9 protein-coding genes are annotated in these 24656 nt (G+C 74.2%); all 9 read left to right on the forward strand.

Annotation, left to right across the window (positions count from 1 at the left end; all coding sequences use genetic code 11):
• Positions 1-55: 55 nt before the first annotated feature.
• The 9 genes from AB0395_RS19925 to AB0395_RS19965 all read left to right on the forward strand — a co-directional run bounded on the left by AB0395_RS19925 (position 56) and on the right by AB0395_RS19965 (position 24568).
• Positions 56-15673 carry an amino acid adenylation domain-containing protein gene (locus tag AB0395_RS19925; RefSeq protein WP_366282484.1) on the forward strand — a complete coding sequence of 5206 codons (15618 nt, stop codon included), beginning with the start codon at positions 56-58 and terminating at the stop codon, positions 15671-15673.
• Positions 15670-15879, forward strand: coding sequence for an MbtH family protein (locus tag AB0395_RS19930; protein ID WP_366282485.1), 210 nt, complete (start codon positions 15670-15672; stop codon positions 15877-15879). The genes AB0395_RS19925 and AB0395_RS19930 overlap by 4 nt, the downstream gene beginning before the upstream one ends.
• Positions 15880-15881: 2 nt before the next feature.
• Complete coding sequence (locus AB0395_RS19935; RefSeq protein ID WP_366282487.1) at positions 15882-17567, forward strand: ABC transporter ATP-binding protein; 1686 nt, start codon at positions 15882-15884, stop codon at positions 17565-17567.
• Positions 17560-19236: an ABC transporter ATP-binding protein gene (locus tag AB0395_RS19940; RefSeq protein WP_366282489.1), complete on the forward strand. Its 1677-nt coding sequence runs from the start codon at positions 17560-17562 to the stop codon at positions 19234-19236. The genes AB0395_RS19935 and AB0395_RS19940 overlap by 8 nt, the downstream gene beginning before the upstream one ends.
• A gap of 141 nt (positions 19237-19377) precedes the next feature.
• Complete coding sequence (locus AB0395_RS19945) at positions 19378-20337, forward strand: ABC transporter substrate-binding protein (RefSeq protein ID WP_366282491.1); 960 nt, start codon at positions 19378-19380, stop codon at positions 20335-20337.
• A 9-nt stretch (positions 20338-20346) separates the two neighbouring features.
• Positions 20347-21159 carry a siderophore-interacting protein gene (locus AB0395_RS19950; protein ID WP_366282492.1) on the forward strand — a complete coding sequence of 271 codons (813 nt, stop codon included), beginning with the start codon at positions 20347-20349 and terminating at the stop codon, positions 21157-21159.
• On the forward strand, positions 21160-22440 hold the full coding sequence (locus AB0395_RS19955; RefSeq protein ID WP_366282494.1) for a cation:proton antiporter: 1281 nt from the start codon (positions 21160-21162) through the stop codon (positions 22438-22440).
• Entirely contained in the window at positions 22437-23477 is a 1041-nt protein-coding gene (locus AB0395_RS19960) for an iron chelate uptake ABC transporter family permease subunit (RefSeq protein WP_366282496.1), read from the forward strand. The genes AB0395_RS19955 and AB0395_RS19960 overlap by 4 nt, the downstream gene beginning before the upstream one ends.
• Positions 23474-24568 (forward strand): iron chelate uptake ABC transporter family permease subunit, encoded by a 1095-nt coding sequence (locus AB0395_RS19965; RefSeq protein WP_366282497.1) that lies wholly within the window; start codon positions 23474-23476, stop codon positions 24566-24568. The genes AB0395_RS19960 and AB0395_RS19965 overlap by 4 nt, the downstream gene beginning before the upstream one ends.
• Positions 24569-24656: the final 88 nt, after the last annotated feature.

Here is a 24656-nt window from a genome sequence, read left to right on the forward strand (position 1 = left end):
TTCGACGGCGCCAGGACGCGCCCAGGAAAGACGAGATCCGAGAAAGAGGTTCCCCTTGTCCGCGGACGTGCTCGCGCTGACCGGCGCCCAGCTGGGCGTCTGGTACGCCCAGCGCCTGGACCCAGCCGATCCGAGCTTCAACGTCGGCCAGTACGTCGAGCTGTGCGGCCCCCTCGACCTCGAACTGTTCGGCAGGGCCGTGCGGATCGGGGTCGGTGAGGCGCAGGCCCTGAACGTGCGGATCGTGGACGGCCCCGACGGGCCGTGGCAGGTGCTCGGCGCGGCCCCGGAATGGGCCCTCGGCGTCGTCCGCTGCGCCCCGGAGGACGCGCTGCGCGCCATGCGGGCGGACCTCGCGACCCCGGTCGACGTCCTGACCGATCCGCTGTTCGCCGAAGTCCTGTACGAGGTCGGGCCCCAGCGCTACTTCTGGTACCAGCGCTTCCACCACATCGTCATGGACGGCTACAGTTTCACCCTGCTCGCGGGGCGGATCGCGCAGGTCTACACGGCGCTCGCCGCGGGCAGGCCGTACGGGGACAGCCCGTTCGGCCCGCTGTCGGCGATCCTCGGCCAGGAGAGCGAGTACCGCGCCTCGGGGCGGCGGGAGGAGGATCGCGACTGGTGGCGCGCCCGGTTCACCGACCGGCCGGAGGCGGCGGAGGTGACCTCCGGCCCGCGGGAGTACGGGTTCCTGCGCGGGCGGGCGGAGATCCCCGGGCAGGCCCTGCTCGCCGTCGCCAAGGAGACGGGCGGCACGTGGGCCGACGCGGTGACCGCCGTCACCGCCGCCTACACCTGCCGGATGACCGGCGCCGCCGACGTCCTCCTCGGCATGCCGTTCGCGGGACGGTTCGGCGCGGCGTCGATGCGGGTGCCGGGCATGGCCGTCAACGTCCTGCCGGTCAGGCTCACCGTCGAGCCCGGCTCGACGCTCGCGTCCCTCACCCGCCAGGCCGCCGCCGAGATCGCCGCCACCCGGTCCCACCAGCACTACCGCGGTGAGGACCTGCAACGCGACCTCGACCTGGTCGGTTCGGGGCGCGCATCGTACGGCCCGTCGGTCAACGTCAAGGCGTTCGACTACGCCCTGTCCTTCGCCGGGATCGACGGCGTCGCCCGCAACCTCGCCGCCGGTCCCGTCGACGACCTGGAGTTCTCCTTCTACAAGAGTCCCGCCGACGTCCTGGTCCTCGAACTGGACGGCAACGCGGGAAAGTGCACCGGCGAGACCCTGGACGCGCACCTGCGGCGCTTCCTCACCTTCGCCGCCACGCTCGCCGACGCGCCGCGGACGCCGATCGCGGACCTTCCGCTGATCACGCCGCAGGAGCGGAGCCTCATCCTGGGCGGCTGGAACGCCACCGGGACGCCCGTCACCCAGGCGACCCTCGTCGAGGCCTTCCGCGCCCAGGCGCGCAGGACGCCGGACGCGGTCGCCGTGCGGGACCGCGCCGGCGACGCCGGGGAGAGCCTCACCTTCGCCGAGCTCGACGCCCGCTCCGACCGCCTCGCCGGGCTGCTCCTCGACCGCGGGGCGGTACCCGAGCGGATCGTCGCCCTCGAGCTGCCGCGCGGCACCGGCATGATCGTCGCCCAGCTCGCCGTGCTCAAGTCCGGCGCCGCCCACCTCGTGCTCCCCGCCGGTCTGCCCGCCGAGCGGCGCTCCTTCCTCCTCGCCGACGCCGACCCGGTGCTCGTGGTCACCCCTGAGACCCTCGCCGAGGCCGCCGCCCGCCGGGACGGGCCGCCCGGCGTGACCGCGCGGCCGGGATCGCTGGCGTACGTGCTCTACACCTCCGGCTCGACCGGCCTGCCGAAGGCCGTCGCCGTCACCCACGCGACCCTCGCCAACCTGTGGGAACACCACCGCGGCACCCTGCACGCCGGACCCCGCCGCCGGGTCGCGCACTCCTACGCGTTCTCGTTCGACTCGGCGTGGGGCCCGTTCCTGTGGATGGTCTCCGGGCACGAGCTGGTCGTCCTCGACGAGCACGAGCGGCGCGACCCGGCCTCCTTCACCGGCGTCGACGTCATCGACGTCTCCCCGTCCTTCTGCCTGCAGCTGGCCGACGCGGACATGCTCGACCGGCCGGGGCGCCCAGGCCTCGTGCTGCTCGGTGGCGAGGCGGTGCCGTCCGCGCTGTGGCGGCGGCTGCGCGAGACCCCGGGCCTGCGCGCGCACAACCTGTACGGGCCGACCGAGTTCACCGTCGACGCCCTGTGGACCTGGCTCGACGAGAGCCGGGAACCGGTCGTCGGCCGTCCGATCGGCGGCGGCCGCGCGTACGTGCTCGACGCCGGGCTCGCCCCCGTGCCGCCGGGCGTGACCGGCGAGCTGTACGTCGCGGGCGGCGGTCTGGCCCGTGGCTACCTGAACCGGCCTGGCCTGACCGCGGAGCGGTTCGTCGCCGATCCGTTCCAGTACGGCGAGCGCATGTACCGCACCGGCGACCTGGCCCGCTGGCGGCAGGACGGAACCCTGGAGTTCCACGGCCGCACCGACGACCAGATCAAGATCCGCGGCCACCGGGTCGAGCTCGGCGAGATCGAGGCCGCCCTGGCGGCGACACCGGGCGTCACCCAGGCCGTGGCCGCCCTGCGGGGCGGCCTGCTGGTCGGCTACGTCGTCGGCGACGGCCTCGACGCCGCCCGGGTACGGGGCGCCCTGGCGGCCCGCCTGCCCGGATACATGGTGCCCGCCGCCGTCGTCGTGCTCGCCGAGCTGCCGCTGACCGGGCACGGCAAGCTCGACCGGCGGGCCCTGCCCGCTCCCGAGTTCACCGCGAAGGGCCGCCCGCCGCGTGACGCGGCTGAGGAGACGCTCTGCGGCATCCTCGCCGACGTCCTCGGCCTGCCCGAGATCGGCATCGACGACAACTTCTTCGAGCTCGGCGGCGACAGCATCACCTCCATCCAGGTCTGCGGCCGCGCCCGCAAGGCGGGACTCGCGGTGACGCCGCGGCAGGTCTTCGAGCTGAAGACCGTCGCGGGCCTGGCCGCGGTCGCCGGGACCGTACGGCAGGAGCGGCCCGACGACGGTGTCGGGCCCGTCCCGGTCACGCCGATCGTCGCCTGGCTGCGCGACCTCGGCGGCGCGTCCTCCGCCTACCGCCACACCGCCACCGTCGAGGTGCCAGAGGGCCTCGACGAGGAAGGGCTGCGCGCGGCGGTGCAGACCCTGCTCGATCACCATGACGCGCTCCGCGCCCGCCTCAACCCCGACTGGACCCTCGACGTCCGGCCCCCCGGCGCGGTCCGCGCGGAGGACGTCATCGACGCCGGGTACGACCTCGACCCCGGGGCGGGCCGGATGGCCGTCTTCACCCGCGCGCCGGGGCGGCTCACGGTCACCGTCCACCACCTCGTCGTCGACGGCGTGTCCTGGCGGATCCTGCTGCCCGACCTGCGGGCCGCCCTCGAAGGACGCCCCCTTGAGCCGGTCGGCACGTCGCTGCGCACCTGGGCCACCACCGTCGCGGGCCTGGACGTCTCCCGCGAGCTGCCGTACTGGACCGGTGTGCTCGACCGGCCCGACCCGCGGCTCGGCGCGCGCAGGCCGGGACCCGGCGACACCGTCGGCACCGCCGTCCACGTCTCGGTCACGCTGCCGCCGAGCCGTACCGTCCCGCTGCTCGCGGCCGCCGCCCGCTGCCGCGCCGGAATGGACGAGCTGCTGCTCGCCGCCCTGGCCCGTGCCATCGGCAGGGATGAGCTGCTGGTACAGACCGAGGGGCACGGCCGTGACCTGATCGACGACCTCGACCTGTCACGCACCGTCGGCTGGTTCACCGTCGAGTACCCGGTCCGCGTCCGGCTCGACGGCGCGAACACCCCAGCCGGCGCGCTCAGGCGAGTGAAGGAAGCGGTCAGGGCGGTGCCCGGCGGCGGCCTCGGCTACGGCGTCCTGCGTCACCTGCGCGGGCGGCTCGACGAGCTGCCGCAGCCGCAGATCCTCTTCAACTACCTGGGGCGTTTCGCCGCCGGAAGCGCCTTCACCGCCGTGGACGACCCCGCCATGCCCACCCCGTACGCGCTGGAGGTCAACGCCTTCCTCCACGAAACCCCCGAAGGACCCTCGCTCACCGTCCACTGGTCCTCCCCGTGGGACGTCCTGGACCTGACCGGCCTCGACGAGCGGTGGGAGGCCGCGCTGGCCGAGCTGGCGGAGGTGACCGGCGCGCTCACCCCGTCCGACCTGCCGCTCGTCGAGCTCACCCAGCGGGAGGTCGACCGCCTGCCCGAGGACGTGGCCGACGTGCTGCCGCTGTCCCCGCTGCAGGAGGGCCTGCTCTTCCACGCCGGGTTCGACGAGCTCGACGTCTACACCTCCCTCACCCACCTCGACCTTGAGGGACCGGTCGACGGCCTGCGCGAGCGGATGCGGCGGCTGCTCGACCGGCACGACGGCCTGCGCGCCGTCTTCCTCTCCGACGGCTTCGACCGGCCCGTCCAGGTCATCCCGGCGCGGGCGGAACCGCCCTGGCGGGAGCTCGACCTCACCGGCGAGCCGGAACGCCTCGAGGAGGTCGAGCGCGCCGAGCTGGCCCACCGCTTCGACGTCACCCGGTCACCGCTGCTGCGCTGCCTGCTCGTCCGGCTCGGGCCCGGCCGCCATCGGCTGCTGCTGACCGGCCACCATCTCGTCGCCGACGGCTGGTCGACCCCGCTCATCGTGCGCGAACTGGTCTCCGGCACGGCCGAGCCCGCGCCGCCGTACCGGGACTACCTGTCCTGGCTGGGCCGCAGGGACGCGGCGGCCGACGCCGCGGCGTGGCGGGAGGCCCTGGCCGGGCTGGCCGAGCCGACGCTGGTCGGCGGCGCCGAGCCCGCGCGTGCCCCCGTCCCGCCGAGGGACGTGCCCGTCGAGCTGCCCGGCGCCGTCGGCGACCGGCTCGGCGCGCTCGCCAGAAAGTACGGCCTCACCCTCAACACCGTCGTCCAGGGCGCGTGGGCGATCCTGCTCGGCCTGCTCACCGGGCGCGACGACGTCGTCTTCGGCGCCACCGTCTCTGGGCGTCCCGCCGACCTCGACGGCGTCGAGAACATGGTCGGCCTGTTCAGCAACACCGTCCCGGTTCGGGTGCGGCTCGACCCGCGCGAGCCGGTGCCCGCCGCGCTCGCCAGGATCCAGACCGAGCAGGCCAGGCTGCTGGACCACCAGTACCTCGGCCTGGCCGAGATCCAGGCCCTCGCCGGAGCGGGCACGCTCTTCGACACACTGCTCGTCTTCGAGAACTACCCGGCAGGCCACGGCCCCGAGGGCGGGGAGGTGACGGTGACCGGCGCGGGCAACCGCGGCTACACCCACTACCCGCTGACCCTGCTCGTGCTGCCCTCGGGCAACCCGGTACTCGGCCCCGACGGCGGCGGGCCCCGGTTCGTCCTGGAGTACCGGCCGGACGTGTTCGGCGAGGACGAGGCCAGGGCGGTCGCCGCCCGCTTCGCCCGCGTGCTCGAGCGGATCGCCGCCGAGGTCGCCGTCGGCGAGATCGACGTGCTGCTCGAACGGGAACAGGTTCTCGGCGACTGGATCGCGACCGGCGCCGAGATCCCCGGGGGAACCGTCGTCGACGTGTTCGAGGCGCAGGCCGCCGCGACCCCGGACACGACCGCGGTGGTCTTCGGCACGACGTCCCTCACCTACGACCAGCTCAACCGGCGCGCCAACCGGGTCGCGCACGCCCTCACCGGGCTCGGCGCTGGCCCGGAGACGCTGGTCGCGCTCGCGCTGCCCCGCTCCGCCGACCTCGTCGTCGCGCTGCTGGCCGTGCTCAAGACGGGCGCGGCCTACCTGCCGATCGACCTCGACTACCCCGAGGAACGGCGGCAGCTCATGCTCGCCGACGCCAGGCCCGTGCTCGTCCTCACCAAACTCCCGGAAACCGGCGACGGCCCCGACACCGACCCCGTCGTCGCACGGGACCCCAGGCAGCGGGCCGTCGTCATCTACACCTCCGGCTCGACCGGACGCCCCAAGGGCGTGCAGATCGCGCACGAGGGCCTGACGAACCTCTACCGCGACCACCGCGACACCGTCTTCGCCAGGGCCGTCGAGGCGGCGGGCGGACGGCGGCTGCGCGCCGCGCACACCGCCTCCTTCTCCTTCGACTCCTCCTGGGAACAGCTGCTGTGGCTGCTGTGCGGCCACGAACTGCACGTCTTCGACGAGGAGACCCGCCGCGACGCCGAGGCGACCGTCGCCCTGATCGCCGAACGGCGGATCGACACCCTCGACGTCACCCCGACCTTCGCCGAGCGGCTCGTCGACTGCGGCCTCCTCGAAGGGCCGCACCGGCCCGTGCTCGTGCTGCTCGGCGGCGAGGCCGTCCCGGACGCGCTGTGGCGCAGGTTCCGCGCCACCCCCGGCGTGCTCACACACAACTACTACGGGCCGACCGAGGACACCGTCGACACGCTCGGCGCCGCCCTCGACGAGAGCCCGACCCCGATCGTCGGGCGGCCCATCGCCAACACCCGCGTCTACGTGCTCGACCGCAGGCTGCGCCCGGTGCCGCCCGGCACCCCCGGCGAGCTGTACATCGCCGGAGCCGGTCTGGCCCGCGGCTACCTGAACCGGCCTGGCCTGACCGCGGAGCGGTTCGCCGCCGATCCGTTCCAGTACGGCGAGCGCATGTACCGCACCGGCGACCTGGCCCGCTGGCGGCAGGACGGAACCCTGGAGTTCCTGGGGCGCACCGACGACCAGGTGAAGGTACGCGGCTACCGGATCGAGCTCGGCGAGGTCGAGGCCGCGCTCACCGCGCAACCGCACGTCTCCCACGCCGCCGTGATCGTCAGGGACGACCGGCTCGTGGCGTACGTCGTGGCCGAGGGGCCGGTCGACCCCGACGCGCTCGGCCTGCCCCCCTACATGGTCCCCGCCGTCGTCACGCTCGACGCGCTGCCGATGAACGTCCACGGCAAGCTCGACCGCGCAGCCCTGCCCGCCCCGGGAACGGGCGAGAGCACCGGGCGCGCCGCGCGGGACGAACGGGAGGAGATCGTCCGCGGCGTGCTGGCCGACCTGCTCGGCCTGCCCGCCGTCGGCGCGGACGACGACTTCTTCGGGCTCGGCGGCCACTCGCTGCTGGCCGCCCGCGCCGTCAACCGCATCCGGCGCGTTCTCGGCGCCGAACTCGCGATCAGGGACCTGTTCGAGGCGCGGACCGTCGCCCGGCTGATGCCCAGGCTCGGCGCGGCCCCGCGCGCGCCGCTCACCCGCGCGGAACGCCCGGAGCGGGTACCGCTGTCCGCCGCGCAACGGCGGCTGTGGTTCCTGCACCACCTGGAAGGCCCGAGCCCCGTCTACAACATCCCCCTCCGCCTCCACCTGGCCCAGGGAAGCGACGCCGCCGCGCTGCGCGCCGCCTGGCACGACGTGGCAGGCCGTCACGAGATCCTCCGCACCGTATACCCGGACGTGGACGGCACGCCGTACCAGCGGATCCTCGACGAGCACCCGCCGTTCACGCCCGTGAGCTGCCCCCGGGAAAGGCTCGGCGCCGACCTCGCCGACGCCGAGGCCCACGCCTTCGACCTTCCCGTGGAGCCGCCGTTGCGCGGGACGCTGTTCACCCTCGACGACGGCCGGCTCGTCCTGTCGGCCGTCTTCCACCACATCGCGAGCGACCAGTGGTCGGAGGGCGTGTTCCTGCGCGACCTGGCCGTCGCCTACGAGGCCCGGCTGTCCGGGCACCCGCCGCGCTGGGCCGAGCCGGTCGTCCAGTACGCCGACTACACGCTCTGGCAGCGGGCCGTGCCGACCGAGGAGGCCGAGCGCCACTGGCGGGCCGCGCTCGCCGGGATCCCCGACGAGCTGGCGCTGCCGTACGATCGGCAGAGGCCGCACACCCCGACCCACCGGGGCGGCACCGTACGGCTGCGCCTGCCGGAGGACGTCCACCGGGGGATCACGGCGCTCGCCCGGCGGAGCGGCGCCACCCCCTTCATGGTCCTCCAGGCCGCCGTCGCCGTCCTGCTCGGCGGGCTCGGCGGCGGAGCCGACATCCCGCTCGGCGTCCCCGTCGCAGGCCGTCCCGACGAGGTCCTCGACGACGTCATGGGCCTGTTCGTCAACACGCTCGTGCTGCGCGCCGACCTGTCGGGAAACCCCTCGTTCGGCACGCTGCTCGACCGGGTGCGGGAGACCGAGCTGGCCGCGCTCGCCCACCAGGACCTGCCGTTCGAGCGGCTCGTCGACATCGTCGCCCCGGCCCGCTCCCTGGCCAGGCACCCGCTGTTCCAGGTCATGACCCAGTACCACCGCGCGGCGCCCGCCGTCGCGCTCGGCGAGGTCGAACCGGACACCAGCGTCCACGCCCGCTTCGACCTCGCCTTCAACGCCGTCGACGACGGCGACGGCACACACCTGTCGGTCGTCTACGCCCGCGACCTGTTCGACGACGCCACCGCCGGGCTGCTCGCCGACCGGCTCGTCCACGTGCTGCGTCAGGTCCTCGCCGACCCCGAACTGACGGCAGGGTCCGTCGACGTGCTGTCCCCGGCGGAACGCGATCTGCTCACCGGGACCTGGAACGCGACCGGCCACGAGGTGCCCTCCGGCACGCTCAGCCGCCGCATCGGCGCCCAGGCCCGCCGTACCCCGGACGCCCCGGCCGTCGCCGCCCCCGCTCCCGCGGGGCAGGGGTGGACCGAGCTGACGTACGCGGAGCTGGAACGGCGGGCCGACCGGCTGGCCTGGGCGCTCGCCGCAGAGGGAGCCGGGCCGGAGACGGTCGTCGCGATCTGTGTGCCCCGCTCGGCGGAGCTGATGGTCGCCCTGCTGGCCGTGCTCAAGACGGGCGCCGCCTACCTGCCGATCGACCCCGACCACCCGGCGGAGCGGCGCGAGTTCATGCTCGCCGACGCCCGCCCCGTCCGCCTCCTGACCGGGCGGGACGTCGTGGACGCCGACGGCGCGGCCCATGCGGACCGGCCGTTCCCCGACGCCTCGGCGCCGGGCCATCCCGCGTACGTGATCTACACCTCCGGCTCGACCGGGCGGCCGAAGGGCGTCGCGGTCGAGCACCGGGCGATCGTCAACCGCCTCGCCTGGATGCAGGCCGAGTACGGCCTCACCGCGCGGGACCGGGTGCTGCAGAAGACCCCCGCCGGGTTCGACGTCTCGGTGTGGGAGTTCTTCTGGGCGCTGTCCGAGGGCGCGGCCGTGGTCCTCGCCGGACCCGGCGACCACCGCGACCCCGGCAGTCTCACCCGGCTCATCCGGGAGCGGTCCGTCACGGTCGCGCACTTCGTGCCGTCCATGCTGCGCGCCTTCCTGACCGACTCGGGCGTTTCCGGCTGCGCGAGCCTGCGCCACGTCGTCTGCTCCGGCGAGGCGCTGCCCGCCGACCTCGCCGCGGCCTTCACCGACGTGCTCGACGTGCCGCTGCACAACCTGTACGGCCCGACGGAGGCCGCCGTCGACGTCACCTACCAGGAGTACACCGCGGATCCCGGCACGACGACGGTCCCGATCGGCCGTCCCGTGTGGAACACCAGGACGCACGTGCTCGACGCCGCGCTCCGCCCGGTGCCGGTCGGCGTCCCCGGAGAGCTCTACCTGTCGGGCGACCAGCTCGCCCGCGGCTACCTGAACCGGCCGGGCCTGACCGCGGAACGCTTCGTCGCCGACCCGTTCCGGCACGGCGAGCGCATGTACCGCACCGGTGACCTGGCCCGGTGGCGGGCGGACGGCACGCTGGAGTTCCTGGGCCGCACCGACGACCAGGTGAAGATCCGCGGGCAGCGGGTCGAGCTGGGCGAGGTCGAGGCCGCCCTGCGCGCCCTCCCCGGCGTACGGCAGGCCGCGGCCGCGGCCGTCGAGGGCCGCCTGATCGGCTACGTCGTCGGCTCGTCCGTCGGTCCCGTCACCGGCTCCGGTACGGGCGAAGACGGTGGCGCGGGCGCGCCGCTCGACCCGGCCGCGCTGCGCGCCGAGCTGGCGACCAGGCTTCCCGGCCAGCTCGTGCCGTCGGTGATCGTGCCGCTCGACGCGCTGCCGCTCTCGGTCAACGGCAAGCTCGACCGCCGCGCGCTGCCCGTCCCCGCCGTCTCCCCGGCCGCCACCCGCGCCGCCGGGCCGGGCTCTCCCGGGGAGGAGGTCCTGGCCGCCGCGTTCGCCGAGGTGCTCGGCCTCGACGCGGTCGGCGCCGACGAGGACTTCTTCGGCCTCGGCGGCGACAGCATCATGTCCATCACCCTGGTCGCCAGGGCGCGCGCCGCCGGGCTGACGATCACCGCGAAGGACGTCTTCGAACACCCGACCGTCGCCGGTCTCGCGGTCGTCGCCAGGGCGGCGGCCCCGCAGGAAGCCATTGCCGACGACGTCGAGGAGACGGGCGGCCCGCTGCCGCTGCTGCCGGTCATGCACTGGCTCCGCGAGCAGGGCGTCCCGGTCGAGGGCGTGCACCAGGCCAGGCTGCTCCAGGTGCCCGCGGAACTCGGCCTTGACCGGATCACCACCGCGCTCGACGCCCTCAGGCGCCGCCACGACGCGCTCAGGATCCGCCTGGCCAGGCCGCATCCGGCGGTCTGGTCCGCGGAGATCACCCAGGACGTGCCCGCCGAGGCCGCCGCCCAGGTGCGAAAGGTCACCGGCCTTGAAGGACTCGGCGCCGAGTACCGCGCGGCCGTCGACCGGCTCGACCCCGCGACCGGAGCGGTCGTCCAGGCCGTCTGGTTCGACCTCGGCCGGGAACCGGGACGCCTGCTCGTCGTCGCGCACCACCTCGCCGTCGACGGCGTCTCCTGGCGCTTCCTGCTGCCCGACCTGGCCGCCGCGGTCGAGGGCCGCGACCTGGCCCCCGTCCCGGTGTCCCTGCGCCGCTGGTCGCAACGGCTGACCGAGGAGGCGCACGCGCCCGGCCGGCTGGCCGAGCTCGACCACTGGCTCGCCACCCTCAGCCCCGGCGCGTCCCGGCTCGGCGCAGGAGTCCTCCCGCACCCCACGGCATCCGGCGTTGGACCCGTCATCGGGTCCGCGACGGGGGCCGTGACGGGATCCGGCACAGGGCCCGCCGTACACGAGACCACCCTGGACGTCGCGCTCACCCGCGGCCTGCTGTCCGCGCGGGGCGGGATGAACGCGCTGCTGCTCACCGCCCTCGCCCGTGCCCTGCCCGGGGAAGGGCCCGTGCTGGTCGACCTGGAGGGGCACGGACGCGAGCATTCCGAACTGGACCTGTCGCGGACCGCGGGCTGGCTCACCGCCGTCCACCCGGTGCGGCTCGACCCGGGCAGGGGAGACGCGGTCGCGGCGTTCAAGCGGATCAGGCAACAGCTCGCGGTGGTGCCGGACGGCGGCCTCGGGTACGGCCTGCTCCGCCACCTCAACGCCCAGACGGCCGCCGTCCTCGCCTCCTCACCCCGCCCGGAGATCCTGTTCAACTACCTGGGCCGGTTCGGCGTCGGCGGGCCCGAGGACTGGGGGATCGCCGGCGAGACGCTCCCCGACGGAGGGCCGGGCGCGTCGCCGTACGGGCTTGAGGTCGACGCCGTCACCCAGGACAGGCCGGAAGGGCCGCGGCTGCGGGTCACCTGGACCTCCGCCGTCCTCGACGGCGACGCACTGGCCAGGCTCGCGGAACGCTGGACGGCGACGCTCGCCGAGCTGACCGGCACCGGCGCCCTCGACGGCGTCCTGACCCCGTCCGACCTGCCGCTCGTCTCACTCACCCAGGAGCAGATCGACGACCTGCCCGCGGGCACGGCCGACGTGCTGCCGCTGGCGCCGCTGCAGGAGGGCCTGCTCTTCCACGCCAGCGTCGACGAGGGCGCGCTCGACGTCTACACGGTGCAGAACTTCCTCGAACTGCGCCGTCCGATGGACGCCGACCGGCTGCGCGAGGCCTGGCGGCGGCTCGCAGGGCGCCACCCCAACCTCCGCGCCGGATTCCGGCACGACGGCCTCGACCGCGCCGTCCAGTTCGTGCCCGCGGTGGCGGAGCTGCCGCTGACCGAGATCGACCTGACCGGCGTCGCCGGACGGCCCGTCACCGGGAGCGTCCCGGTCGCAGGCGTCGACCTCGGCTTCCTCGCCGACCCCGCGCAGCGGGCCGAGGTCGCGCGCGTCCTCGCCGAGGACCGGGCCAGGCGCTTCGACCTGACCAGGCCGCCGCTCGTCCGGTTCACCCTGGTCAAGCTGGCCGACGACCACCACCTCCTCGTCATGATCCACCACCACATCCTGTGGGACGGCTGGTCGGAGGGACTGTTCCTGCGCGAGCTGTTCGACCTGTACGACGGGCGCGAGCCCGCCAGGGTCACCCCGTACCGGGACTACCTGGTCTGGCTGTCGCGGCAGGACTCCGGCGCCGCCTTCGCGGCCTGGCGGGAGGCCCTGGCCGGGCTCGGCGAGCCGACGCTGCTGGCCCCCGCGGGCGGCGAGCTGGCCGCGGTCATCCCGCAGGCCGTCATGGCCGAGCTGCCCGAGGGGTTCGGGCCGGCGCTGAGCGCCCAGGCCAGGCGGCACGGGCTCACGCTCAACACGCTGCTCACCGCGGCGTGGGGGATGGTCCTGGCCGGGGTCGTCGGCCGCTCCGACGTCGTGTTCGGCAGCACCGTCTCCGGACGGCCCGCCGAGATCCCCGGCGTCGAGTCGACCATCGGCCTGTTCCTCAACACCGTCCCCGTCCGGGTCGTCCTCGACCAGGACGAGCCCCTGCTCGGCCTGCTCACCCGCCTCCAGCGGAGCCGCTCGGCCGTGCTCGCGCACGAACACCTGGGACTGGGCGAGATCCAGCGGGCGGCCGGGCTCGGCCGGCTCTTCGACACCCTGTACGTGCTGCGCAACTTCGGCGACGACGAGGACGAGCGGGCCAGGATCACCGCCTCGTACGGCATCGCCGAGATGGACAGCGTCGACGGCACCCACTACCCGCTGACCCTCGTCGTCACCCCGGACGAACGGCTCAAGGTGTCCCTGGCCTACCGCCCCGACGTGTTCGACCGGCCGCTCGCCGAGTCGATGCTCGCCCGGTTCGTCCGGCTGCTCGAGCAGATCGCCGACGACGTGACGGTGCCCGTCGGCCGCCTCGACCCGCTCGGCCCTGACGAGCGGAGGCTGGTGCTCCAGGACTGGAACGCCACCGAGCACCCGCTGCCGGACAAGACCGTCGCCCGGCTGCTCGAGGAGCAGGCCACCCGCACACCGGACGCGGTCGCATTGGTCTTCGGCGAGCTGCGCCACACCTACGCCGAGCTGAACGCCCGCGCCAACCGCATCGCCAGGATGCTCACCGGCCGGGGCGCGGGCCCGGAGCGGATCGTCGGGCTGGCGCTGCCGCGCTCGGCCGACATGGTCGCCGCGCTGTTCGCGGTGCTCAAGACCGGCGCCGCCTACCTGCCGCTCGACCTCGACTACCCCGCCGACCGGATCGAGCACATGATCGCCGACGCCCGGCCCGTCTGCGTGCTCACCCCGGACGAACTGCGCGGCCTGGACGACCTGCCCGGCGACGACCTCGGGCTCGACTTCCCGCTGAGCCACCCGGCCTACGTCATCTACACCTCCGGCTCGACCGGGCGCCCGAAGGGCGTCGTCGTGCCGTACGCGGGCCTGACCAACATGCAGTTCAACCACCGGGCGGAGATCTTCGGCCCGGTGGTCGCGGCGGCCGGGCGGCGGCTGCGGATCGCGCACACCGTCTCCTTCTCCTTCGACATGTCGTGGGAGGAACTGCTCTGGCTGGTCGAGGGGCACGAGGTGCACGTCCTGGACGAGGAGATGCGGCGCGACGCGCAGGCGCTCACCGCCTACTGCGCCGAGCACCTCGTCGACGTCGTCAACGTCACCCCGTCCTACGGCCAGCAGCTCGTCGACCACGGGCTCCTCGAAGGACATGTGCCGCCGCTCGTCCTGCTCGGCGGCGAGGCCGTCGGCCACGCCCTGTGGGAGACGCTGCGCACCACGGAGGGAACCCTCGGCTACAACCTGTACGGGCCGACCGAATACACCATCAACACGCTCGGCGGCGGGACCGGCGACAGCGTCACCCCCATCATCGGCAGCCCGATCTGGAACACCCGCGCCTACGTCCTGGACGACCGGCTCCGCCCGGTCCCCGTCGGCGTCGCGGGCGAGCTGTACGTCTCCGGGATCGGGCTGGCCCGCGGCTACCTGAACCGGCCGGGCCTGACCGCGGAACGCTTCGTCGCCGACCCGTTCCGGCACGGCGAGCGCATGTACCGCACCGGTGACGTCGTGCGCTGGCGCGGCGACGGCAACCTCGACTTCCTCGGCAGGGCCGACGACCAGGTGAAGATCCGCGGGTTCCGGGTCGAGCCGGGGGAGATCGAGGCCGTCCTGGCCGCCGAGCCCGGTGTCGGCCAGGTCGCGGTCGTCGCCCGGCCGGGCCCGGTCACCCGCCTGGTCGCCTACGTCGTGCCCTCGGGAGACGGCCCCGGCGACCTGGCGGCGGCTCTGCGGGAACGGCTGCCCGACCACATGGTCCCCTCGGCGTTCGTCCCGCTGGAGGCGCTGCCGCTGACCATCAACGGCAAGCTCGACCGGCGCGCGCTGCCCGCCCCGGACTTCGCGGCGGCCGTCTCGTCCCGCGAGCCGCGCGACGAGCGTGAGGCCGTCCTGTGCCGGGTCTTCGCCGAGGTGCTCGGCCTGCCCAGGGTCGGGATCGATGACGGCTTCTTCGAGCTCGGCGGCCACTCGCTGCTCGCGATGCGGCTCGCCGCCAGGATCCGCGCCGAGCTGGGGGTGCCGCTCAAACTGGCCGCCGTCATGGCCAGCCCGACTCCGGCGGAGCTGGCGGCACGCCTGGCGGGCGGCGCGCACGGCGGGTTCGAGGTGATCCTGCCGCTGCGGGCCGCCGGTGACCTGCCGCCGCTGTTCTGCGCGCACCCGCCCGCCGGGTTCGCCTGGCTGTACGGCGGGCTGCTGCCGCACCTGGACCCACGCAGGCCCCTGTACGGCATCCAGGCGCCCCAGCTCTCCGGGGAGGACTTCACCCCGGCGAGCCTGCGCGACCTCGGCCGGGCCTACGCCGACCGGATCGCCGCCGTCCAGCCCGCGGGGCCGTACCACCTGTTCGGCTGGTCCTTCGGCGGGCAGGTCGCCTATGCGATCGCGACGGCCCTGCGCGAGCGCGGCGAGGAGGTCGCCTTCCTCGGCGTCCTCGACACCTTCCCGATGGACGCCGAAGGCGAGGTGGGACGCACCCCCGAGGAGCTCGACGAGCTCAGCCGCGCCGAGACCGAGGAGTTCCTGCAGGGGCTGCGCGAGTCGGCGGGCGTGCTCGCCGACTTCGACGACGCCACCGTGCGGGCCATCGAGACCGTCCACCGCGCCTGCATGGGCCTGCTGCTCGGCGCCGACTACGCCCGCTACGACGGCGACCTGCTCGTCGTCACGGCGACGAAGGACCGCGTGGAGACCGGCGACCACCTCCAGTGGGCCGCCCACGTCGGCGGGGCGATCGTCAACCACGACGTCGACTTCACCCACGCGGAACTGCTCACTCCCGGGGCGCTCACCGTGATCGGCCCCATCGTCGACCGCGCGCTCAACGACACCGTGACCGACATCCCGACCGACATCCCGACCGACATCCCGACCGACATCCCGACCGACATCCCGACCGACATCCCGACCGACACAGTGACCGACACAGTGACCGCCCCGATGACCGACACATCCTCAGAGGAGGACCCCCGATGACCAACCCCTTCGAAGACGCGGACGCCTCCTACCTGGTGCTGGTGAACGCCGAGGGACAGCACTCGCTGTGGCCCGCCTTCGCCGACGTTCCCGGCGGCTGGGACAGCGTCCACGGCCCGGCGCCACGCGCCGACTGCCTCGCCTACGTCGAGGAGAACTGGACCGACATGCGCCCGCTGAGCCTCGTCACCGAGATGGGCGGCTGAGCTTGCTCGCTCTCGCCCCCGCCTCCTCCCCGGGCGGCGCCGCCGACGGCGGGCCGCCCCTCACCCAGCGGCCCTCCTCGCTGCTGCGCCGGTGCCTGCTGGCGCAGTGGCGCACGCTGGCCGCCGCCGTGACGGCGGCCGTCGTCAGGCAGGTCGCGCTGCTGGCCATCCCCTGGTGCGTGCAGCGGGCCGTCGACGACGGCATCGCGCGCTCCGACGCGGGCGTCACGCTCTCGTGGGCGCTGGTGATCCTCGCCGTCGCCGCGGCCCAGTGGGCCGGTCTGATCGGCTGGCAGTGGTGGGCCAACCTGGCCGACGCCAGAGTCGGCGTCAGCCTGCGGCACCGTCTCGTCCGGCACGTCGCCGCGCTCGGCGACGACGACCTGGTAGGGCAGGGCGGCCGGGGCGACCTCGCCCTGCGTGTGACCCGAGACGTCGACCTGGTGCGCATCTGGGTGCACGGGCTGACCACGTGGGCGGTCATCGCCACCACGTTCGCGGTCGTGCTGCCCGCCCTCGCCGCGCTCGAACCCGCCCTGCTGTACGTGACGCTCGCGATGCTGCCGCCGCTCGTCCTGGTCAACCTGGTGTTCCCACGCCGGTTCGAGCCCGCGCTCGCCGAGCTGTCCGACGCGCACGCCTCCCGCGCCGACGCCGTCGCGGACCTGCTGACCGTCGGCGGCGCGCTGCGCGGGCTCGGTGGCGCCGACGTCCTCCTCGGGCGTCACCACACGCGCAGCGCCCGCGTCGCGGAGGCGACCATGCGGGCCGCCCGCATCTCGGCGACCTGGTCGGCGCTCGGGCCGATGATCCCGCGCCTGGCCGTGGTCGCCGGGATCGGCTTCGGCGGCCTCGCGGTGCTCTCCGGAGACCTCACCATCGGCGGCCTCGTCGCGTTCACCTCGTGGATGGTCACGCTCACCCTGGCCGTCGGCGTCGCCGTCGAACGGTTCGCCGACCGCGGCCAGGCCGTCGTCGCCGCCCGCCGTATCGGGGAGATCCTCGCGCTGCGTCCCGCGCTGGCCGACCGGCCCGACCCGGTCCCGCTGCCCGCGCGCGGCGCGCTCACCTGCGAGGACGTGACGTTCACGCGCGGCGGGCGGCGTGTGCTGGGTCCCCTTTCCCTGTCGGTGCGGCCCGGGGAACTGCTCGCCGTCACCGGGCCGAGCGGTTCGGGCAAGTCGACGCTGCTGCGGCTGCTGTGCCGTCGCGCCGACCCCTCGGCGGGGACCGTCTCCTACGGGGGCCTCGACCTGCGCGCGGCGGACCCCGACGAGGTGGCCCGCCGTCTCGTCCTGGTGTCGCAGCGGCCCGTCCTGGTGTCCGGCACCGTCGCCGACAACCTGTGCCTCGGCCGTGACCTGGGCGACGCCGACCTGCGGGCCGCCTGCCACACCGCCGCCATCGACCTTCCCCTCGACGCCGAGGTCGGCGAGCGCGGCGGAGCGCTGTCCGGCGGCCAGGTGAAACGGCTCGCGCTCGCCCGCGCCCTGCTCGGCCGCCCGGCCGTGCTGCTGCTCGACGACGTCACCTCCGCCCTCGACGAGACGACGGAGGCGCACGTCCTCGACCGGCTGCGGCGGTGGTCACCGGAGACCGCCGTCGTCTTCGTGACCCACAGGGCCGCGGTCGCGGACGCCGCCGACCGCGTGCTCGACCTCACCGGTGCGGAGGTCTCCCATGGCTGAGACCGTCCTGCTGTCGGACGAGCCGTCCAGCGCGAGGCTGCTGCGCCGTGCCTGGCCGCACCTGCGGCCGTACTCGGGCAGGATGCTGGTCGCGCTGCTGCTCAGCCTCGCGGAGAGCGCCTCGCTGGTGGCCCTCGCGCCCCTCATCGGCGTGGCCGTGGAGGCGCTGACCGCCAACGACCGCGACCGGTTGCTCACGACCGTCGCGCTGCTGGCCGGACTCGTCGTGGCACAGGCTCTGCTGGCCAGGTTCGCCGCGACCACGCTGGCGAACGCGGGCGAGCACGTCGCCCGCGGCCTGCGCGAGCGCGCCGCGGAACGGCTCGCCGAGGCGCCGCTGCGCTTCATCGAGGCGCACCGCGACGGCTCGCTGCTGCAGCGCGCGACCGGTGAGATCGCCGAGCTGGCCATGTTCGTCCGCACCGCGCTGCCGAACCTGCTCGGCGTCACCGCGACGCTCGCCTTCACCACCGTCGTGCTGCTGGCCTACTCCTGGCCGCTCACCCTCGTGGTGGTGGCCGTCTTCCTGGCCCCCGCGGTGCTGGTCACCCGATGGTTCGCCAAGGACGCCGGGCCCGCTTTCGGCGCGCACGCCGGTGCGGAGGCCACCATGGCGGCCACCTTCGCCGAGACCCTCGACGCCCGCGAGGAACTGCGCGCGGCGGGCGGTCTGCCCGCGTGGATGGCGCGGTTCGACCGCGACAACCTCGCCACCCTCGCCACCCAGCGGCGCACGGTGCTGGTGGAGAACCGGATCGGCGCGATCACCCTCGTCGAGGGGGCCGCGATGGCCGTGCTCCTCGTCTTCGGCGCCTGGCTCGCCGTGGAGGGGCACCTGAGCGTCGGGACCGTCGTCGTCTTCGTGCTGGCCGGAAGGAACCTGTTCGAGGGGTTCGGCGACCTGTCCCAGCTCGCGGGGGAGGTGCAGACCGTGCGGGCCGGGCTGGCCCGCCTGCTCGACCTGCTGGCGGCGGGCGTCCCGGAGCCCGGAGGCGACCGGCCGCTGCCCGTCAAGGGGGAACTGCTGGCCGAGAAGGTCACCTTCCGCTACGAGGGCGACGCCGAGGTGCTGCGCGAGGTCTCTGTGGGGTTCGCCGAGGACGCTCACGCGGGGCTCGTCGGGGAGACCGGATCCGGCAAGACGACCCTGTCCAAGATTCTCAGCGGCCTCTACCGGCCCGACTCGGGGCGGGTCACCTTCGGCGGCGTTGACCTGAGCGAGGCTTCGCCGGACGAGGTGCGCAGGCGGATCGCGCTCGTGCCGCAGGAGGTCCACACGGTGTCCGGCTCTGTCGCCGACAACCTCGCCCTCGCCCAGGGGGAGCCGGGACGCGCCGACATGGAGGCCGCGTTCGAGGCCCTCGGCATCAGCGCGTTCGCCCAGGGGCTGCCGCGCGGCCTGGACACCCCGGCCGGAGACCTCTCGGCGGGGGAGCGGCAGATCCTCGGGCTGGTCAGAGCCGTGCTCGCCGATCCGGCCGTGCTCATCCTCGACGAGGCGACCGCCGACGTCGACCCGGTCACCGCCCGCAGCCTGGAGACCGCGCTCGCCCGGCTGCGCGAAAGCCGGGCGCTCATCGTCATCGCCCACCGCCCCTCGACCATCGAGCTGCTGCCACGCCTGGTCGCCCTGCGCGCGGGCGTGCTCGAAACCGGGAACGAGAACTGAGCCGGAAAGGAGCGCGGAGTTCGCCGGCCACCGGAGCCAGGGCGAGACCGGCGATCTCCGAGACGGGCTTGACGCAACCACACCCTATCCCTTTACTTAGGTTTGCCTTACCTAACTTTATTGTGATCCAGGAGACGCAGGATGCATCTCACCAGGGCCGTTCTCGGCCTCGTCACAGCCGGGCTGGTGGCTCTGACCACCGCCTGCGGCTCCTCCTCGCCGGCCCAGCCCGCCGCGGCGCCCGCCCAGGCCACCGCCACGCGGGTCGTCGAAACCGCCAACGGGCCGGTCAAGGTCCCCGCGGAGCCGAAGCGGGTCGTCTCCCTGCTCAACACCACCGCGGCCGTCCTCGAACTGGGCATCACCCCCGTCGCGATCCTCCAGGAGGCCGAGAGCGACTACTCCCCCGAGGACTGGGCGAAGGTCAAGGCCATCCCCGTCATCGGCGCCGACGAGACGTCCATCAACTACGAGCAGCTCGCCCAGCTCCAGCCCGACCTCATCGTCAGCACCCAACGCCGGGCGGAGGACTTCGGCTACGACAAGCTCAGCGCCATCGCCCCGACCGCCTTCTTCGTGACGGAGAACCCGGCCGACGTCCGCAAGGCACTCCCCGAGATCGCCGACGCGCTGGGCAGGAAGGACGCGATGGCCGGGAAGATCTCCGAGTACCGGGCGAAGGTCGCCGAGATCAAGTCGAAGTACTCGACCGTCCTGGCGAAGACCACATGGGACTACGTCGAGGGCGGCCCGGAGGGCTTCGTCGCCAACTCCCCGGTCTCCTGGCCCGGCCTGTTCATGGAGGAGGCGGGCCTCACGTTCTCCGAGGTCGCGACCGATGAGCGCGCCAACCGCGGGGTGCGGCTCTCCTTCGAGCAGATCTCCCGGTTCGAGAAGACCACCGTCGTCTTGTACGGCGCGCAGCCCGACGGCAGCGCGGACCCCGCGACGCGAAAGCTGCTCGACCAGGGCTCCTGGAAACTGCTGCCCGCCGCGAAGGAGGGACACGTCTACCCGATCAAGTACGGCTACCAGTACAGCTACAAGGGCGTCCTGGAGATCCTCGGCCAGCTCGACGCCATCCTCGCCAAGCTCACCTAAGGACCCGCGATGTCTGATGTCACGATCGTCGAATACCCCCTCAAACCGCGCCTGCTGGAGGTCAGCCGGGTCCGGCGGATCACCCCGTCCACCGTCCGGGTCACCCTGACGGGCCCCGACCTGGAGGGCTTCCAGGAGGCGGCGCCCGCCGACCACGTCAAGCTCTGCTTCCCCGAACCCGGCGCGGACCTGCCGGTGATGCCGACCCTCGGCCCCGACGGCCTGGAACCGCCGCCGCCCGGCGCGCCCCGCCCGATCTTCCGCGACTACACCATCCGCTACCACCGGCCGCAGGACCTGGAGATCGACGTCGACATGGTCGTCCACGGCCACGGTCCCGGGTCGGCCTGGGCGGACCAGGCGGTCCCCGGCAAGCGGATCGGCGTGATCGGCCCCCGCGGCTCGGTCATGGTGCCGCTCGACTGCGACTGGTACGTGCTGGGCGCGGACGAGACCGCCCTGCCCGCCCTCGCCCGCTGGCTCGAGGCACTGCCGCGCGGAGCGACCGTGTTCGCGTTCGCCGAGATCGCCGACACCCGGGAGGAACAGGAGATCAGCAGCGTCGCCGACGTCAGCCTGACCTGGCTCTACCGCGGCGATGCCGCGCCGGGCACCGGAGACCTGCTGGAGAAGGCCATCCGCGGCGTGCGCAAACCCCCGGGGGAGGGGTTCGCCTGGGTCGGCGGCGAGGCGGGCACGCTCAAGCCCATCCGCCGCTACCTGCGGGGTGAGTTCGGGCTCTCCAAGGACCGGATCGACGTCGACGGGTACTGGAAGCGCGGTGTGGTCAACCTCGACCACCACGAGGACGAAGAGGACTGAGTGGGCTTCCCCTCGCTGCAGGCCGACGCCGTCCTCCTGATGTGGGTGCAGCTGCTCGTCATCGTGGCGGCGGGACGGCTGCTCGGCGCCGCCTTCCGGCGGATCGGGCAGCCGGGCGTCGTCGGCGAGCTGCTGGCCGGTGTGCTGCTCGGCCCCTCGGTCCTCGGCTGGCTCTGGCCCGCCGCCGCCGCGATCGTCGTCCCCGACGACCGGCTGGCGGCGGCGCCGCTCAACGCCATCGCCTGGCTCGGCGTCGCGTTGCTGCTCGTGCTGACCGGCCTGGAGACCGACCTCGCGACGATCAGGAGGCTGGGCCGCGCCTCGGCCCTCATCGCCGCGGGCGCCCTTGGCCTGCCCTTCGCCGCGGGGATCGGGATCGGCCTGCTGATGCCCGCCTCCTTCCACGGCGACGCCGCGACCAGGATCGCCTTCGTCCTGTTCATCGCGATCGCGCTGAGCATCTCGTCGCTGCCGGTGATCGCCAGGATCCTCACCGAGCTCGGCCTCGTCCGGCACGACACCGGACAGATGATCATCGCGGTGGCGATGACGAACGACCTCGCCGGATGGGCCGCCCTCGGCCTGGTCACCGCGCTGGCACAGGCGGGCACCCTGTCCTTCGGCACCGTAGCCACGCTGCTCGGCGGCGTCGCGCTGCTCCTGGCCGCCGCCCTGACCGCCGGGCAGCGGCTCGTGGACGCCGCGCTGCGGGCCGTACGGGAACGGGGGACCGAGTACGGCGGCCTCGTCGTCGCGGTCGTCGCCACCGGCGCGCTGGCCGCCCTCGCCCACCTTGCGGGATCCGACGTCGTGATCGGCGCCTACCTGGCGGGACTGCTGCTCAGCCGTTCCCGGTTCTTCCCCGCCCAGCTCAGGCAGCAGCTCGAACCCCTCACGGTCACCATCCTGGCGCCGGTGTTCTTCGCCACCGCGGGGCTGCGCCTGGACCTGACCGCCCTCGCCGACGCGCAGGCGCTGCTGTGGGCGGGCGTGGTGCTCGTCTGCGCGGTGGCGACCAAGGTCGCGGGCGCCCTGGGCGGCGCGCTCCTGGCCAGGGTCGGCCTCCGTGACGGGCTCACGATCGCCGTCGGCCTCAACGCCAGGGGCGCGGTCGAGGTGGTCATCGCCACCGTCGGCCTGCAGACGGGAATCCTCAGCGCCACCGCCTACACCGCGATCGTCCTGATGGCGATCGTCACCACGGTGATGGCGCCCCCGCTCCTGCAGGCCCTGCGCCCCGCCCGCGCCAGGACGACCGCGACAGCCGAGGTGCCGGTATGACCGCCGTCCGGTCCGCCGTCCGGTCCAGGGGGCGGGCCCGCGGCAACGCGCTGCGCGCCGGGGGCGCGCTGCTCGCCGCCGCGCTGCTGGCCCTCGCCGTGATCGGGAGTCTCGCGATCGGGTCGAAGGCCATCCCGGCGGGGGACGTCGTCAGGCTCCTGCTGCACCCGGACACCTCGGACGCGGCCCACGTCATCCAGGATCTGCGGGTCCCCAGGACCCTGCTCGGGATCGGGGCGGGCGCGTCCCTGGCCCTCGCGGGCGCGCTCATGCAGGCCCTCACCCGCAACCCGCTGGCCGACCCGGGCGTCCTCGGCGTCGAGGCGGGCGCGGTCATCGCCATCGCGGTGGCCATCGGCCTGTTCGGGCTGCACGACCTGCGGGACTTCGTCTGGTTCTCCTTCGCGGGTTCCGCGATCGCCGCGGTCGTCGTCTACCTCATCGGGTCGAGCGGGCGGACGGGCGCGACCCCCGTACGGCTGGCGCTCGCCGGAACGGCGGTGAGCGCGGCCCTCGCCTCGGTCACCCAGGCGTTCGTGCTGACCGATCCCACGGCGTTCGACCAGTACCGGTACTGGGGGACCGGCGCCCTCAGCGGGCACGATCTCACGGTCGCGGCGAAGGTCGCCCCCTTCATGCTCGCCGGTCTGGTCTTGGCGATGTCGCTCGGCACGTCCCTGAACGCCATGGCGCTCGGCGACGACACGGGACGGGCCCTCGGCGTCAGGCCGGGCCGTACCCGGCTGCTCGGCGTCCTCGCCGTCACCCTCCTGTGCGGCGCGGCGACCGCGGCCGTCGGGCCCATCGGGTTCGTCGGCCTGGTCGTGGCGCAGGCCGCCCGCCTCACCGTCGGCCAGGACAACCGCTGGGTGCTGCTGTACTCGCTGCTGCTCGGCCCCGTGCTGGTGCTGGCCGCCGACATCGTCGGCAGGCTCGTGCTGTGGCCCGCCGAGCTCGAGGCCGGAGTGGTCACCGCCTTCATCGGCATGCCGGTCTTTCTCGTCCTCGTCCGCCGCAGGAGGATCGCCCAGTTGTGAACGCGCCCAACGCCACCAGGCGCCGGAGCCCGGCGGAACCCCGCGCGGCCCGCGGCGGCAGGCCGGGGATCACGGTTGCGACCCCGGGCCGGGGCATCGCCTTCCGGGTCGACCGCAGGGCCGCCCTGGTCGGCGTCGCCCTCGCGGCCGCCGTGGCCGTCCTCACCGTCTTCGCCATCGGGACCGGCCAGTACCAGATCTCCCCCGGAGACGTCCTGCGCGTCCTCTCGGGAAACGGCGAGCGCGCCCACACGTTCGTCGTCGAGACGCTCCGGCTGCCGCGCGTGCTGACCGGCCTCCTGGTGGGAGCGGCCCTCGGCATGGCGGGAGCGGTCTTCCAGAGCCTCACCCGCAACCCGCTGGGCAGCCCAGACATCGTCGGGTTCACCACCGGGGCCGCGACCGGCGCGCTCATCCAGATCATCGTGCTCGGCGGGGGAATGGCCGCCGTGGCGGGCGGCGCGCTCGCGGGCGGCCTGCTCACCTCACTGGCCGTCTACCTCCTCGCCTTCAGGGACGGGGTGCAGGGCTACCGGCTGATCCTGGTCGGCATCGCCGTCAACGGAGGCCTGGTCGCGACCAACGTCTACCTGATCGCGCGGGCCGAGTTCGCCGACGCCCACGTCGCCGCGACCTGGATGACCGGCAACCTCAACGGGCGCGGCTGGGGCCATGTGTACCTGCTCGCCACCACGCTCGTGGTCCTGCTCCCCGTCACGCTGGCGTTCGGCAGGAGGCTGAAGCTCATGGAGCTCGGTGACGAGCCCGCGACCGCGCTGGGCGTGCGGGTCGAGCGGTCCAGGCTCTGGCTCATGCTGCTGGGCGTCGCCCTCACCGCCATGGCGACCGTCGCCGCCGGGCCCATCCCGTTCGTCGCGCTCGCCGCCCCCCAGCTCGCCCGCGGACTCGCCAGGTCGGCCGCCCCCGTCCTGGCCCTCTCGTGCCTCATGGGCGCGTTGCTGCTGGTCGCCGGGGACCTGGCCGCCCAGCGGGTGCTCGCTCCCCTCCAGCTTCCGGTCGGGGTGATGACCGGTTCCCTCGGCGGCGTCTACCTGGTCTGGGTCCTCGTCTCCGGATGGAGAAGGCGCTGACCGGGCGGCCGTGACCCGCGGCGGGGCCGTCGCCCGGTGGGAACATGCCTCACCGCTCCGCCGCGTACGGCCGCCGCCCCGTGAGCGC

This window comes from Streptosporangium sp. NPDC051023 (assembly GCF_040689595.1).
GTDB lineage: Bacteria > Actinomycetota > Actinomycetes > Streptosporangiales > Streptosporangiaceae > Streptosporangium.

Bases quoted from the DNA above. Each gene is read 5' to 3' on its own strand.
- AB0395_RS19930 (WP_366282485.1), top strand. From the start codon at position 15,670: ATGACCAACCCCTTCGAAGACGCGGACGCCTCCTACCTGGTGCTGGTG.
- AB0395_RS19940 (WP_366282489.1), top strand. From the start codon at position 17,560: ATGGCTGAGACCGTCCTGCTGTCGGACGAGCCGTCCAGCGCGAGGCTG.
- AB0395_RS19945 (WP_366282491.1), top strand. From the start codon at position 19,378: ATGCATCTCACCAGGGCCGTTCTCGGCCTCGTCACAGCCGGGCTGGTG.
- AB0395_RS19950 (WP_366282492.1), top strand. From the start codon at position 20,347: ATGTCTGATGTCACGATCGTCGAATACCCCCTCAAACCGCGCCTGCTG.
- AB0395_RS19960 (WP_366282496.1), top strand. From the start codon at position 22,437: ATGACCGCCGTCCGGTCCGCCGTCCGGTCCAGGGGGCGGGCCCGCGGC.